General features: G+C 63.0%; 11 protein-coding genes. 8 read left to right on the top strand and 3 right to left on the bottom strand.

Features of this window, described 5'->3' with window-relative positions:
* The first annotated feature begins 43 nt into the window (after nucleotides 1-43).
* The 8 genes from QZW52_RS09580 to QZW52_RS09545 all read left to right on the top strand — a co-directional run bounded on the left by QZW52_RS09580 (nucleotide 44) and on the right by QZW52_RS09545 (nucleotide 8,217).
* Complete coding sequence (locus QZW52_RS09580; protein WP_293997837.1) at nucleotides 44-3,592, top strand: indolepyruvate ferredoxin oxidoreductase family protein; 3,549 nt, start codon at nucleotides 44-46, stop codon at nucleotides 3,590-3,592.
* 32 nt (nucleotides 3,593-3,624) lie between these two features.
* Nucleotides 3,625-4,104, top strand: a complete 480-nt coding sequence (locus tag QZW52_RS09575) for a VOC family protein (RefSeq protein WP_293997834.1) — start codon at nucleotides 3,625-3,627, stop codon at nucleotides 4,102-4,104.
* A gap of 2 nt (nucleotides 4,105-4,106) precedes the next feature.
* Nucleotides 4,107-4,427: a hypothetical protein gene (locus QZW52_RS09570; protein WP_293997832.1), complete on the top strand. Its 321-nt coding sequence runs from the start codon at nucleotides 4,107-4,109 to the stop codon at nucleotides 4,425-4,427.
* A 103-nt stretch (nucleotides 4,428-4,530) separates the two neighbouring features.
* Nucleotides 4,531-4,737, top strand: a complete 207-nt coding sequence (locus QZW52_RS09565) for a helix-turn-helix domain-containing protein (protein ID WP_293997829.1) — start codon at nucleotides 4,531-4,533, stop codon at nucleotides 4,735-4,737.
* A gap of 59 nt (nucleotides 4,738-4,796) precedes the next feature.
* Nucleotides 4,797-5,960: an ImmA/IrrE family metallo-endopeptidase gene (locus QZW52_RS09560; RefSeq protein WP_293997827.1), complete on the top strand. Its 1,164-nt coding sequence runs from the start codon at nucleotides 4,797-4,799 to the stop codon at nucleotides 5,958-5,960.
* 11 nt (nucleotides 5,961-5,971) lie between these two features.
* A complete protein-coding gene (locus QZW52_RS09555; RefSeq protein ID WP_293997825.1) occupies nucleotides 5,972-6,493 on the top strand; it encodes a DUF4411 family protein in 522 nt (173 codons plus the stop codon).
* Nucleotides 6,494-7,075: 582 nt separating this feature from the next.
* On the top strand, nucleotides 7,076-7,645 hold the full coding sequence (locus tag QZW52_RS09550) for a hypothetical protein (protein WP_293997823.1): 570 nt from the start codon (nucleotides 7,076-7,078) through the stop codon (nucleotides 7,643-7,645).
* Nucleotides 7,645-8,217 carry a hypothetical protein gene (locus QZW52_RS09545; RefSeq protein WP_293997821.1) on the top strand — a complete coding sequence of 191 codons (573 nt, stop codon included), beginning with the start codon at nucleotides 7,645-7,647 and terminating at the stop codon, nucleotides 8,215-8,217. Before QZW52_RS09550 ends, QZW52_RS09545 begins: the two co-directional genes overlap by 1 nt.
* Nucleotides 8,218-8,497: 280 nt before the next feature.
* On the opposite strand, the gene QZW52_RS09540 is transcribed toward QZW52_RS09545, so the two are convergent.
* Genes QZW52_RS09540 through hsdR form a run of 3 tightly spaced genes read right to left on the bottom strand, consistent with a single transcriptional unit; the run spans nucleotide 8,498 to nucleotide 14,043 of the window.
* Nucleotides 8,498-10,114, bottom strand: coding sequence for a restriction endonuclease subunit S (locus QZW52_RS09540; RefSeq protein ID WP_293997819.1), 1,617 nt, complete (start codon nucleotides 10,112-10,114; stop codon nucleotides 8,498-8,500).
* Nucleotides 10,111-11,580: a type I restriction-modification system subunit M gene (locus QZW52_RS09535; RefSeq protein ID WP_293997817.1), complete on the bottom strand. Its 1,470-nt coding sequence runs from the start codon at nucleotides 11,578-11,580 to the stop codon at nucleotides 10,111-10,113. The genes QZW52_RS09540 and QZW52_RS09535 overlap by 4 nt, the downstream gene beginning before the upstream one ends.
* Nucleotides 11,581-11,625: 45 nt before the next feature.
* The gene (gene hsdR / locus QZW52_RS09530; protein WP_293997815.1) at nucleotides 11,626-14,043 is read right to left on the bottom strand and encodes an EcoAI/FtnUII family type I restriction enzme subunit R; all 2,418 of its coding nucleotides are present in this window, start codon (nucleotides 14,041-14,043) and stop codon (nucleotides 11,626-11,628) included.
* Between the last annotated feature and the right edge of the window lie 244 nt (nucleotides 14,044-14,287).

Here is a 14,287-nt window from a genome sequence, read left to right as displayed (position 1 = left end):
TGGCATTGGCGGCCCGTCCGGTTGCCCGCGCTGGAGTCCTTGCATGAACGCCCCTCTGCCCGATGCCGTCCGCCGCTCGCTCGACGCGGTCACGCTGGACGACAAGTACACGCTCGACCACGGCCGCGCCTTCATGAGCGGCGTGCAGGCGCTGGTTCGCTTGCCGATGCTCCAGCAGCAGCGCGACAAGGCCGCCGGGCTGAACACCGCCGGCTTCATCAGCGGCTACCGCGGCTCGCCGCTCGGCACGTATGACCAGTCCCTCTGGGCTGCCAAGAAACACCTCGCCGCGCAGAACATCGTCTTCCAGCCCGGCGTGAACGAGGAACTCGCCGCCACCGCCGTCTGGGGCACGCAGCAGCTCGACCTGTTCCCGCAGACGAAAAAGCATGACGGCGTGTTCGGCCTCTGGTACGGCAAGGGGCCGGGCGTGGACCGCTGCGCCGATGTCTTCAAGCACGCGAACATGGCGGGCACGGCGCGCCACGGCGGCGTGCTGGCGATTGCCGGCGATGACCACGTCGCGAAAAGCAGCACCGCCGCGCACCAGAGCGACCACATCTTCAAGGCGTGCGGCATCCCGGTGTTCTTCCCGAGCACGGTGCAGGAAATCCTCGATCTGGGGCTGCACGCGCTGGCGCTCAGCCGCTACTCGGGCGTCTGGGCGGGGATGAAGACGATCCAGGAGGTGGTGGAATCGTCGTCGTCGGTCAGCATCGAGCCGGACCGGGTGCAGATCCTGATGCCCGAGGACTTCCAGATGCCACCCGGCGGGCTGCACATCCGCTGGCCCGACGCGGCGCTGGAGCAGGAGGCGCGGCTGATGGACCACAAGTGGTACGCCGCGCTGGCCTACATCCGCGCCAACCGGCTGAACTACAACGTCGTGGCGACCGCGAACGACCGCTTCGGGCTGATCGCCAGCGGCAAGGCGTACAACGACATGCGCCAGGCGCTGGCCGATCTGGGGCTGGACGACGACACCTGCCGGGCGCTGGGCATCCGGGTCCACAAGGTGGGCGTGGTCTGGCCGCTGGAGGCGACGATCACGCGGGAGTTCGCGCGCGGGTTGCAAGAGATTCTGGTGGTCGAGGAGAAGCGCCAGGTCATCGAGTACCAGGTCAAGGAAGAGCTGTACAACTGGCGCGACGACGTGCGGCCCAACGTGCTCGGCAAGTTCGACGAGCCGGAAGGCGACCAGACCGGCGGCGAGTGGTCGATGCCGAATCCGGGCCAGCACTGGCTGCTGCGCGCCAAGGCCGACCTGACGCCCGCGATCATCGCCAAGGTGATCGCCCAGCGGCTGAAGAAGCTCGGCGTGCCGGCCGACATCGCGGCGCGGATGGACCAGCGGCTCGACGTGATCGCGGCGAAGGAGCGGGCGCTGGCCACCCCCGTCGCGGTGGTCGGGGACCGGACGCCGTGGTTCTGCTCCGGCTGTCCGCACAACACCAGCACGCGGGTGCCCGAAGGCTCGCGGGCACTGGCCGGCATCGGCTGCCACTTCATGGCGGTGTGGATGGACCGCAGCACCGTCACCTACAGCCAGATGGGCGGCGAGGGCGTGGCCTGGGTCGGGCAGGCGCCGTTCACCACCGACACGCACGTCTTCGCCAACCTCGGCGATGGCACCTACTTCCACAGCGGGTTGCTGGCGATCCGGCAGTCGATCGCCTCGGGGGTGAACATCACCTACAAGATCCTCTACAACGACGCGGTGGCGATGACCGGCGGCCAGCGCGTGGGCGAGCGGCCGGAGGGGCATTCGGTGCTGCAGATCATGCAGAGCGTGCTCGCCGAGGGCGTCACCAAGCTGGTCATCGTCACGGACGAGCCGGCGAAGTACGACGGCGCGGCGCTGCTGCCGGGCGTGACGGTGCATCACCGGGATGAACTCGACGCGATCCAGCGGCAGTTCCGCGAACGCAAGGGCACGACGGCGATCATCTACGACCAGACCTGTGCCACCGAGAAGCGGCGCCGCAGGAAGCGCGGCACGATGGCCGACCCGGAGAAGCGCGTCGTCATCAACGAGCTGGTCTGCGAGGGCTGCGGCGATTGTTCGGAGCAGAGCAACTGCCTGAGCGTCGAGCCGATCGAGACCGAGTTCGGCCGCAAGCGGCGCATCAACCAGAACTCGTGCAACAAGGACTTCTCCTGCGTGAAGGGCTTCTGCCCGAGCTTCGTCACGGTCGAGGGCGGGCAGTTGAAGAAGCCGAAGAAGGAGCAGCGCGGGGATCTGGCCGCAATGCCCGCGTTGCCTGAGCCGGTGCTGCCGGTAGCGGAAAGTGCGTGGGGCATCGTCGTCGCGGGCGTCGGCGGCACGGGCGTGATCACGGTCGGGCAGGTGCTGGGCATGGCGGCGCACCTCGAAGGCAAGGGCGTCGTCACGCAGGACGCTGGCGGACTCGCGCAGAAAGGCGGCGCGACCTGGAGCCACATCCAGATCGCCAACCGTTCTGAGGCGATCCACACCACCAAGGTGGACATCGCCCGCGCCGATCTGGTCATCGCCTGCGACCCGATCGTCGGCGCGAACAAGGCGACGCTGGGGACGATGCAGGCTGGGCGCACCTTCGTGGCGCTCAACAACCATGGGGCGCCGACGGCGGGGTTTGTCCACAACCCGGACTGGCAGTTTCCGGCCGGCAACTGCGACACCGCGTTGACGGCGGCGGTCGGCGCGGACGGGCTGGGCGCGTTCGACGCAGAGCAGGCGGCGGTGCAACTGCTGGGCGATTCGATCTACACGAACCCGCTGCTGATGGGCTTCGCGTGGCAGAAGGGCCGCATCCCGCTGAGCCGGGCGGCGATCCTGAAGGCGATGGAGCTGAACGGCGTGCAGGTGGCGAACAACCAGGCGGCGTTCGAGTGGGGCCGCCGCTGCGCGCATGACCTGGCCAGCGTGCGCAGCCTGTATGCGGCGCAGCAGGTGATCCAGATCGTCAAGCGGCCGTCGCTCGACGAGGTGATCGGCAAGCGGGTGGAGTTCCTCACCGGGTATCAGAACGCGGCCTATGCGGACGAGTACCGCGCGTTTGTCAGCAAGGTGCGCACGGCCGAGGCGCCGCTGTCGAGCACGAAGCTGACCGAGGCGGTGGCGCGCTACCTGTTCAAGCTGATGGCCTACAAGGACGAGTACGAGGTCGCCCGGCTGCACAGCGACCCGGCGTTTGCGGCGCAGATCGGGGCGATGTTCGAGGGCGAATTCAAGCTCGTCCACCACCTCGCGCCGCCCATCCTCGGCAAGACCGATGCGCAGGGCCAGCCGGTCAAGCAAGCATTCGGGCCGTGGATGCACCGGGTGATGCCGTGGCTGGCGAAGCTCAAGGGGCTGCGCGGCACGGCGTTCGACCCGTTCGGCCGGACCGAGGAGCGGCGCACCGAGCGGGCGCTGGTCGGCGAGTACCGGGCGGCGATCGAGGAGGTGCTGGGGCGCTTGTCGGCGGAGCGGCTGGGGGCAGCGGTGGAGATTGCGCGGCTGCCGGAGGAGATCCGGGGGTATGGGCGGGTGAAGGCGGGGAATCTCGCCAAGGTGCGGGGGAAGTGGGCGGGGTTGATGGCAAGCTGGCGGGGACGAATCACGCCGTGAACGCCCATGTTCCCCCAGCCTGGAGAACCGCCATGGTCAGCAAGAACACGATTTGCCTCTGGTACGACGGCGCCGCCCTGGACGCGGCGCACTTCTACGCCGAGACGTTCCCGGACAGTGCGGTGGGCGCGGTGCATCGGGCGCCCAGCGACTATCCGATGGGCAAGGAGGGCGATGTCCTGACGGTGGAGTTCGCCGTGATGGGCATCCCTTGCATCGGATTGAACGGCGGCCCGATCTTTCCGCACAGCGAAGCCTTCTCGTTCCAGGTGGCGACCGACGACCAGGCCGAGACCGACCGCCTGTGGGACGCGGTCATCGGCAACGGCGGGCAGGCGAGCGCGTGCGGGTGGTGCAAGGACCGGTGGGGCGTGTCATGGCAGATCACGCCGCGGGCGCTGGTGGCGGCGATCGCCGATCCGGATCGGGCGGCGGCCAAGCGGGTGTTCGAGGCGATGATGCAGATGACGAAGATCGACGTGGCGGCGATCGAGGCGGCGCGGCGCGGCTGACCTTGAAACCGCTCGCGACGCCGGATGGCCGGTACATCGTCGTCCGTGGCCGCCTGTGGCGAGCGGCCAATCCCGGTCTCGCGCCAGACCTGCATGCGGCGCTGGTGCGCGACCTCATGCAGGCGCGCAGGGACATCCGGGACGCGGGCCGCGCAGGAGATGCCGTGCGGCTGGCCGCGGCCCGTGCGGCGGTTCACGCGGCCAAGGTGGCCTTGGGCGAGCGCGGCCCCGTCTGGTGGACCGACGGCGCCCAGGATTTCAATCGGCATCTGGTCAAGAACACGCCGTATGCGGGGTGGTTCAGTGCAGAACCCCCGCCCTGAGATGAATTATCTCCATGCAGATAATTCTGGATAATCGCCACGGTTGCCGTCCCCGGCGCCGCACCGAATCTCAGCCGACCGTATCCGCGAGTACGAGCACCGCGTGCATCCGTGGCCCGACACCAGCACCCCGGCCAGCGTGCTCGCCAGCCTGATGGAAGCGCACGGGCTGCGGCAATCCGACCTGCCCGAGATCGGCTCGCAGGGCGTGGTGTCCGAGGTGCTGGCCGGCAAGCGGCGGCTCAATCTGCGGCAGGTGCAGGCGCTGGCGGGGCGGTTTTCGGTGCCGATGGAGATGCTGGCGGGTTGAGCTGATCGAGGGTTCGGGGCGGTGTCGCCGCGCACCCGCGTCGGTACACTGACTTCCCTATGGAAACCGCCTTCAATCCAGACGTTTTTCGATGGGCAAGAGAGAGTGCCGGCCTTGCGCTGGAGGACGCGGCGCGGGTCATCGGGATCGTTGCCGCGTCGTTGCTGGCGATCGAGCAAGGCGAGAAGGCGCCGTCGAGAACGATGCTGTCGCACATGGCGAAGGCGTACCACCGCTCGCTGCTGACCTTCTACCTGCCGGCGCCGCCGCGCAAGGGGGATCGCGGCGAAGACTTCCGGACGGTCGCCGCGGATCAGACGACGGCGGCCAATGCCGAGGTCGATGCGCTGGTGCGTGACCTGCGGGCGCGGCAGCGGCTGGTGCGCACGGTGCTGGAGGATGACGAGGACACGCAGCCGCTGGCGTTCATCGGGTCGGCCCGAGTGGCGGACGGGGTTGCGGCGCTGGTCCAGTCCATCGAGCAGCAGCTCGGCCTCACGCGCACGGAGTACCGGCAGAAGAACGACGCCGGGGAGGCGTTTGCCCTGCTGCGCGAGCGGGCCGAGCAGGCGGGCGTGTTCGTCTTGCTGGCGGGGAATCTGGGCAGCCACCACTCGGCGATTCCGGTGAGCGCCTTCCGGGGGTTTGCCATTGCCGATCCCATCGCGCCGTTCATCGTGATCAACGACGGGGATGCGAAGGCCGCGTGGTCCTTCACGCTGCTGCACGAACTCGCGCACCTGTGGCTGGGCGCGACGGGGGTGAGCGGTGGGGTGCCGGAAATGAAGATCGAGCGATTCTGCAACGAGGTGGCGGGGGCGTTCTTACTGTCGCCGGTGGATCTCCAGGCACTGCAGGTGGTCGGGGATGATCTCGATGCGCAGATCCAGCAGGTGACCGTGTTGGCAAACCGCTGGCGTGTGAGTCGCCAGATGGTGGCGTACAGCCTCTTCAAGACTGGCCGCATCACGCGGGAGGTCTGGCTGCGGCTGGAAACCGGCATCAGTGAACGCTGGGCCGTAGAGCGGCGGCGCGAGAAGGACAAATCGAAGGGTTCCAGCGGGCCGAGCTACTACGTCGTGCGGCGTCATCGGTTGGGCCATGCCATGCTGGACTTCGCTAGGCGCTACACGGATGCGGGGGCGCTGTCGCCGTCCAAGGCTGCCAAGGTGCTGGGGGTCAAACCCCGGAGCGTTTACCCGTTGCTTTCGCTTTCTGCCTGATCGGTTGTTCGATGCTGTATTTAATCGACGCGAACGTTCTGATCACGGCCAATAACTCTTACTACCCGGTAGACCGCGTTCCTGAATACTGGGAATGGCTGGCCTATATGGGTAGCCAAGGGTATGTGAAGATGCCGTTTGAAATCTTCGAGGAAGTCAAGGACGGCCCGAGCGACGCTGAGAAAGATCTGCTCTTCGCCTGGATTCAGGATGCTGCGAACAAGAAAGCCTTGCTGCTCAATGAGGATGTTAATCCAAACCTCTTGCGCAAAGTAATTGCTGAAGGCTATGCACCTGACCTGACCGACGACGAGGTCGATCAAATCGGACGCGATCCGTTCTTGATCGCTTACGGGATGGCGGCCAAAGGGCGATGCGTTGTGACCGTCGAGACTTCTCAACCCAAAAAGCAGCGCCAGAACCGCAAGGTTCCTGACGTGTGCAAGGCGATGGGGGTCACCTGCTGCAATCCCTTTGACTTCAATCGATCGCTTGGCTTCCGGACGCAATGGAAGACGGGGCCAAAGAAATAAGACGACCCACCCTGGATTGAGTCGCAGTTTTGGCAATATGCTACTCGCAAGTTACTATAGTATCAGTATGGCCGATATCGACTCGTTGCCGACATGCATAGAGCAAAACTATGCGTTGATCCGCCTAGGAAGCGGTCATGAAAATATTCCGGCATTTCTTCACCACTCGTACTACCTTCACGTACCTCGCCCACCCGCCTTGCTCATGCCCCAATCGCCGTGACTATCACCAGCACCAGAATGGAGCCGCGAACAAGAAGACCACAAAAGACAGTGCAAGCGCTCGCCAGCGCCAACAACTGCCGCGACAATGGAAGACGCCCCGCATAGACGAGACTTGGCAGGGCTTGCGAGTTCCTGTATCCTGCACACAAAGAATTTGATTGGCTTTCACTTGTCAAAAACTCCATGAAGTCCCTAGGTTGGACATATGAGTTGCGGATAAAGGGCACGAAGCCCCGCGACTTGCCATTAGATGCGCTTGCCATAGTTGCAAAGCACCTTTCGGACCTCTTGGGGTCTGCAGCGCAACTTCGTTTTAAAGGATTGAAACAAGGGAGCGCAAGGCTTCAAGTCCAAGTCATGGACCCGGCGATTGATGATGTTCGAGTACGGCTACTACACGCCAAGGCTGAAGCCGATACCAACAAACCTGCCACGATTCACAAGCTCAATGAATACTTGGGCACGCGGGGTTGGAGTGCAGAGCTAAAAAACAACTCCGATGGAATCATCATCGACTTCCCCGGTCGTGCTAGGTCAGAACCCAGCTTTGAGCCGCGAACGGTCAAGCAGGCCGACCAGATTATAGGCACCGTCATCAAGATCGGCGGCAGGGATGAAACTGTGCCGATGACCTTGATGACGGACGAAGATAATTACGTTGACGTGACGGTCAAGGGTCGTGACTTGGCTCGCGAGTTTGCACGCTTCCTGTTTGGGGAGGAAATTCGCGTTTCCGGCATCGCCACATGGCAATGCAACGAGGTTGGGGAGTGGTCCTGCACTGGAATGCAGGTGACCTCCTATGAACGCCTAGACGCCCGCCCCTTGGATGAGCTATTCCAGAGCCTCGGGGGGATTCCTGGCAATGGATGGCATGATTTTGAAGATCCAATCGAAGAGTTAGAAAAATTCAGGGGAAATGATTGATGCGTGTACTTGTTGACGCCAACTTTCTTATTCACCTGATCGACCACAGAGAGGGCGGAACGAAGCAAAACCAGTTGCGCCATCAAAAGCTGTCTTGGTTGCTCAGTAGTATTGTTTCCAGGCGTGGAAAAATCGTCGTACCGACCCCGGCCCTATCTGAGTATCTTGTGAACGCAGGTGCAGCATCCGAGGGGATTATACAAACGCTCACGAAGAACCGTAATATTGTCATCGCCAGCTTCGACCAGAGGGCCGCGCACACCTGTGCAGAACTCCACCGCATTGCGCGCCTTACGGGTGGACACAAGCGGGCGCCTCTGCCTGAAACTGCGGATTGGCAGAAAATCAAAGTCGATTGGCAGATTGTAGCAATCGGGAAGGTGAACGGATGTTCTCAAGTCATTACCAATGACCGTGATGTCCTAACGCTCGCAACGACTGCGAGCTTGCCCATTCAGCGTATTGACGATATCGAGCTTCCCGCCTCTGAGCGGCAGATGGACTTGCCCGACATCCCAAAGGCGCCCACTACTTTTAGCCTCGCCTTGGTAACATCACAGCGCACGGCCTGATTCTTTTAAGCTTGGTCTTTGGTGTCTGTTTCCCTGCCTCGTTATCGCCGTCACGGACTGCGACAAGCGAGCTTGCAGTCAAGCCATCACGGAGGAAGTTCGAGCTGACAGACTGGGTGAGGGCGCTTGATGCATTCTTCTGATGCTTATTGACTGCTGGCCGGTTTCGGTCACTGAAAAACGCCTGCTTACCTGTTCGGATATTCATCTGTAAACCTCGCTGCCGTTCATCTGGAAGAAGCCGGCAGCAGTCGTCTGCCGCACCTTGCACAGAAAATTATCACAACACCGCCCGCTCAACCAAAGTCCCTGCCAGCCGCTCGTTCAACGCCTGCGCCCGTACCAGCTTTACTTTGACTCGATCGCACAACGCCATCAGTTCATCAACTTTGGCAACAATGCGGTTTTGCTCACCAATTGAAGGAAGGGCAATTACGTACTGCTCCAGTTTCTCGCCGGTAAAGTGTTTGATCGTCGCTCCGGTAAATAGAGCGGACAGCGAGCCCGATAGACTATCGACCGTCAGAAAGATCTGCAGGTAGTCGGACGATATTCCGCAAAGAGGTCGAGCGCGGTGCAGAGCTTTCTGGAAATATATTTCGCGATCACTTTCGCGCCAGATGGCGCAGCGGCCAGGTTCACCACCCTCGCAAATTAACAGGTCTCCGGCTTTGACGGAGTATTCCTGCAGCTCGTCCTGTTCGAGGCGCATTTCCTTGAGGTCGCTTAGGTCGAATCTTGCCCACTGGACATTTGTATTTCGCAAGTACGGTTTTGGCATCCCCTTGTTTTTTGCAGCATCCAGCATTTTCCCTAGGCGGGTTTCAGCTACATATCCAAACCTTGCCCATACCCAAGATTCAGGTAGCGGGTGCTTATGTTCTACGACGGGGACTTCGGAAAGGGATGCTTTGCGTGAATTTCGCTTCTGTTCCCAATGCTTTGCAAGCTCCGAAATTATCGTCCCTGCTGGCTTATCGCAATTGTGTTGCGCTACAAGCTTGCCCGACACTGCTATTCGCATGACAGCCAGCTTCAGTGCGTCAACGCTTTGCTCAGTCGTGAACAGCACATCGAAGTTTTCCTTTACCCGCCCCCAACACTCCGCAAAATCCTCCGCATCCCGAGCCTGCAACAATCTCCCCAGCAACTCGTCCACCAATCGGGCGTGCGCGGCTTGGGCGTCGGACTGGCGAGTTTCTAGGCGGTCACACAGGGCCATCAGTTCATCGACTTTGGCTATGATGCGGTTTTGTTCGGCACTTGGCGGAAGAGGAATTGGCAAAGATCCAATATGTCCTTGATTAACGGTTTTCTGCCCCGCCGTTGTGACAAATAAATCCTGAATTCTCGATCGTATGGTTTTTGAGTTGCTGGCTATTTGCAAATATCTTGCATTTATCAAATGTCGAGGCAATCTCAGTCGTATAAAGTGGTCGCAATAAATTGCATCAATGTCTTCTTGGCAAGAAATAAATCTACCGACAAGATCCGCACTTCCATTGACACGGATTACAAGAATATCATTGGCATTGAGTCTGTATTTTTCGACTGCGCTTGCATTCAAATTCAGGTTTCTCACATTTGTGAGGTCAATTTCACCTGCTTTAATGTCTGCAAGTCTTAAAACGACGATGCTGTCACCGTCAGGGTCTCCACGACTCGATGCACCATTCTGAAAATCGGGCTGGAGGTCGCGGAGTGAACACCAGCGCCATGCACTTGGTAGTAAAAAAGGCCAGCCATCCTCGCTATCGGAATTAACTGCCGCATCACCCGAATCCTGCGCCACGAGTTTCCCCCGCACCGCCAGCTCCAGAATCAACTCCCGCAGCTTCTTCACCCCATTCAGCGCCCCCGCCAGCAGCGGCAGGTGATCCGTGACCAGCCGGCTCATGCGTCACGCTCCAGTGCCTCGGCCAGCACGCCCTTGAGCTGGTCCCGCAGCGCCGCAATCTCGGCCTGCATCCGGGCGTATTCGCGCAGCAGTTCCTCCGGATCGTGGCTGACCGTCTCGCCCACATGCGGGTTCTTGCAGTCCAGATTCCAGTTCCGCGCCTTCAATTCCTCGGCGCTGACCTTCCACGCAAATTCGTTCTCCACCCGCCCGGCAAACCCGTCCGCCGCATCGCCCCACCACGCCTCCTCGACCGCGAATTCCTCGATCCGCATCGGCCGCGTCTTCGAGTAGTTCTTGTACCCCGCCGGATACGGGTGCTCGTAGAACCACACCTCCCGCGTCGGCACGCCCTTGGTGAAGAACAGCAGGTTGGTCTTGATCCCGGTGTACGGGCTGAACACGCCATTGGGCAGCCGCACGACGGTGTGCAGGTTGCACTCGGTCAGCAGCTTTTCCTTGATGCGGCTCTTGATGCCCTCGCCGAACAGGAAGCCGTCCGGCAGCACCACCGCCGCCCGCCCGCCGTCCTTCAGCAGATGCATGATCAGCACCATGAACAGGTCGGCCGTCTCCCGCGTGCGGAAGGCCGCCGGGAAGTTGGTCTCGATGCCGTCCTCTTCCATGCCCCCGAACGGCGGATTCGCCACGATGCAATCGACCCGCTCCTTCGGCCCCCAACTGATCAGCGGCCGGCCCAGCGTGTTGTCGTGGCGGATCTGGCTCGGCACCTCGATGCCGTGCAAGACCATGTTCGTCGTCGCCAGCAGGTGCGGCAGCGGCTTCTTCTCGACGCCGTGGAGGCTGGCCTGCAACACCTGCTCGTCGGCGGCGGTCTTCACGTAGTGCCGGCGCTTGTGCTCGATGGTGCAGGTCAGGAACCCGCCCGTCCCGCAGGCCGGGTCCAGCACCTTCTCGGCCAGCGTCGGGTCCACCCGGCGCACCATGAACTCGGTCACCGGCCGCGGCGTGTAGAACTCGCCCGCGTTGCCCGCGTTCTGCAGGTCGCGCAGCAACTGCTCGTACACCTCGCCGAAGGCGTGCCGCTCCTGCGCCTTGTTGAAGTCCACGCCCTCCTGGATCTTGTTGATCACCTGGCGGATCAACTGCCCGGACTTCATGTAGTTGTAGGCGTCCTCGAACACCCCGCGGATCACGAACGCGGCCGGCGCCGCGCTGTAGCTCTCCAGCCCCTGCAGGCCGGGAAACAGCTCGTTGTCGATGAAGCTCTTCAGCGCCTCGCCGGTCATCCCTTCCGGATCGGCCGCCCAGTGGCGCCAGCGGAACGGCTCGGGCAGCGGCGAGCGGTAGTCGTCCTCCAGCGCCTCGCGCTCCAGCTCGCGGTCGTCGAACACCTTGAGGAACAGCATCCAGACAAGCTGGCCGATGCGCTGCGCGTCGCCATCGACGCCGACATCCTTGCGCATGATGTCCTGGATGGATTTGATGGAACCGCTGAGTGACATGGAACGTGTTTTCAGTGAAATTCAGTGAAAGAGAGGAGGCAAAGCTCAGGCGTAGAGCTGCTGTTCGAGGTCGTGGACGGCGCGGGCATAGCCGTCCTTGCCGCCGAACGCCTGGAGCAGCTCCACCGGCGCGCCGAGCCGGCTGAACGGGTCGAGCTGCAGGATTTTGCGGTCTTCGATGTGCTCGACCCCGGTGTCGGCGTACTTGTCGAGCAGCGCCTCGACCACCTGCCGCGCCACGCCCTGGTAGCGGGCGAAGTAGCCGCGCTGGCGCACCTGGTCGGCCCGCTCGCGGCGCGACAGCGGCGGCTGGTCGAAGCTGACGTGGCAGATCAGGTCGAACGGGTCCAGCGTCTTGCCGAGCTTGGCCGTCACCTCGTCCTCCAGCGCCTCCCACAGCACGCCCTGCGCGGCCAGCTCGTCGATGATGGCCTTCTTCTGCGCGGCGCCACTCCAGCGGCGCAGGAAGTCGCCGAGCGAGGCGTACTGCTTCTGCACGCAATGGCGGGTGTAGTCGCGCAGAGTCTCGGTGATGAGCTTGCCGTCGGCGCCGTAATACTGGACCCGCTCGGCGACGATGTGGACCGCGACATCGCCGATCACGTACTTGATGCGCTTGCCCGGACCTTCGCCGCCGCCCAGGTCGCCCAGATCGCCCAGACCGTCACCCCCACCGAGCTGGCCCGGCGGCACCACGGGCAAACCGTCCTCGCCGATCACCGTCTCGCCGTCGATCGGCCCGTCATCGGGCGGCACGGGCGAGTCATCCCCCTGGGGAACGTAGACCTGCACCGGCTCGCCATCGAACGCCGGATCGGCGAACAGCTCGGTGGCCTTCTTGAAGTCGATGATCGTGAACCAGAACTTGCCGTGGTCCTCGTTGATCCGGGTGCCGCGGCCGATGATCTGCTTGAACTCGGTCATCGACTGGATGTGCTGGTCGAGCACGATGAGCTTGCAGGTCTGCGCATCGACGCCGGTACTCATCAGCTTGCTGGTGGTGGCGATGACGGGGTAGCGGGCCTCCGGGTTGATGAAGTTGTCGAGTTCGGCCTTGCCTTCCTGCTCGTCGCCGGTGATGCGCATGACGTACTTGCGGTTCTCCCGGACCCGCTCGGGGTTCAGGTTCACCAGCGCCTGGCGCATGCGCTCGGCGTGGTCGATGTCGTCGCAGAAGACGATGGTCTTCTGGAACGGATCGCCGCTGAGGCGCAGGAAGTCGGTGATCTTCTGCGCCACGCGCTGGGTGCGCTGCTCCAGCACCAGGGCGCGGTCCATGTCCCGCAGGTTGTAGATCCGGTCCTCGACCACCTCGCCGTGCTTGTCGCGCTGGCCCTTGGGCGGGCGCCAGCCCTGCAAGTCCTTGTCGAAGTCGATGCGCACGACCTTGTAGGGCGCGAGGAAACCGTCGTCGATGCCCTGCTTCAGGCTGTAGCTGTAGACCGGCTCGCCGAAGTAGTGGCGGCTGGAAACGTCCTTGGTTTCCTTGGGCGTGGCGGTCAGGCCGACCTGGGTGGCGCTGCCGAAGTAGTCGAGGATCTCGCGCCAGGCGGAGTCCGCCGACGCGCTGCCCCGGTGGCATTCATCGACGACGATCAGGTCGAAGAAGTCGGGCGAGAACTGGCGGTAGATGTTCTGGTCTTCCTCGGCGCCGGTCACGGCTTGATAAAGCGAGAGGTAGACCTCGTAGGACTTGTCGATCTGCCGCTTGGCGATCTTGGTCATCGCCTGGCCGAAGGGCTTGAAGTCGTTGTTGCGGGTCTGGTCCACCAGGATGTTGCGGTCGGCCAGGAACAGGATGCGCCGCTTCTGCCGGCTCTTCCACAGGCGCCAGATGATCTGGAAGGCGGTGTAGGTCTTGCCGGTGCCGGTGGCCATGACCAGCAGCACGCGGTTCTGGCCGCTGGCGATGGCCTCGACGGTGCGGTTGATGGCGTTGAGCTGGTAGTAGCGCGGCAGGCGGCCGGAGCCGTCGTCGTGGTACGGCGCCTCGACGCGGGTCTGCGCCGGCCCGTCGAGGCCCTTCCACTGGCAGTAGCGCCGCCAGAGTTCATCGGGGCCGGGGAACTGGTCCAGCGTCAGCGCGGTTTCGACCTGGGCGCCGGTGCCGGTGCGGTCGTGGAACAGGAAGCCGTCGCCGTTGGAGCTGAACACGAAGGGCACGCCCAGCGCGTCGGCGTAGTCCAGCGCCTGCTGCATCCCGGCGCCGACCGGCAGGGTGTTGACCTTGGCCTCGATCACCGCCAGCGGCAGGTTCGGCTGGTGGTAGAGGATGAAATCGGCGCGGCGGGCCTGGCCGCGGCTGTGGAGCTTGCCGCGCACGATGACGCGACCGCGGGTGAAGGTGACTTCCTCGCGCACCTGGCGGTGGAGATCCCAGCCGGCCTGCACGAGGGCCGGGACGAGGTACTGGGTGCAGATGTCCCGCTCGGACAGCGTTTTCTTGTGTGCATGCGTGTGCATGTCGATTCCCCCTGCGTTCTTCTGATGGTGTATCAGAACTTGCGATTTTCAGGCCGACCCCTCCGCCTGGACCCGCGACCATTTCGCGCCCCGTCCCTTTCCGGTCGGGGCAATGAGTCCTTCATAATCAAAACCTGACCCCCGCTTGTCCCCGCTTGTTCGAGATGCCTACCTTTCCCATGGATAAATTCTGGCTGCAGCAGCAGGTGCTGCAACGGCTCTCCGAAGACCTGCTGCAAGCCGA

It is taken from the genome of Sphaerotilus sp., assembly GCF_013299175.1.
In the GTDB taxonomy this organism is placed as follows: Bacteria; Pseudomonadota; Gammaproteobacteria; order Burkholderiales; family Burkholderiaceae_C; genus Sphaerotilus.
This window is presented reverse-complemented; position numbering and strand designations above follow the sequence as displayed.

What these genes read in the sequence shown, in the direction of transcription:
- QZW52_RS09580 (WP_293997837.1), top strand. Translation starts at nt 44, where the DNA reads ATGAACGCCCCTCTGCCCGATGCCGTCCGCCGCTCGCTCGACGCGGTC.
- QZW52_RS09575 (WP_293997834.1), top strand. Translation starts at nt 3,625, where the DNA reads ATGGTCAGCAAGAACACGATTTGCCTCTGGTACGACGGCGCCGCCCTG.
- QZW52_RS09560 (WP_293997827.1), top strand. Translation starts at nt 4,797, where the DNA reads ATGGAAACCGCCTTCAATCCAGACGTTTTTCGATGGGCAAGAGAGAGT.
- QZW52_RS09555 (WP_293997825.1), top strand. Translation starts at nt 5,972, where the DNA reads ATGCTGTATTTAATCGACGCGAACGTTCTGATCACGGCCAATAACTCT.
- QZW52_RS09550 (WP_293997823.1), top strand. Translation starts at nt 7,076, where the DNA reads ATGGACCCGGCGATTGATGATGTTCGAGTACGGCTACTACACGCCAAG.
- QZW52_RS09545 (WP_293997821.1), top strand. Translation starts at nt 7,645, where the DNA reads ATGCGTGTACTTGTTGACGCCAACTTTCTTATTCACCTGATCGACCAC.
- QZW52_RS09540 (WP_293997819.1), bottom strand. Translation starts at nt 10,114, where the DNA reads ATGAGCCGGCTGGTCACGGATCACCTGCCGCTGCTGGCGGGGGCGCTG.
- QZW52_RS09535 (WP_293997817.1), bottom strand. Translation starts at nt 11,580, where the DNA reads ATGTCACTCAGCGGTTCCATCAAATCCATCCAGGACATCATGCGCAAG.
- hsdR (WP_293997815.1), bottom strand. Translation starts at nt 14,043, where the DNA reads ATGCACACGCATGCACACAAGAAAACGCTGTCCGAGCGGGACATCTGC.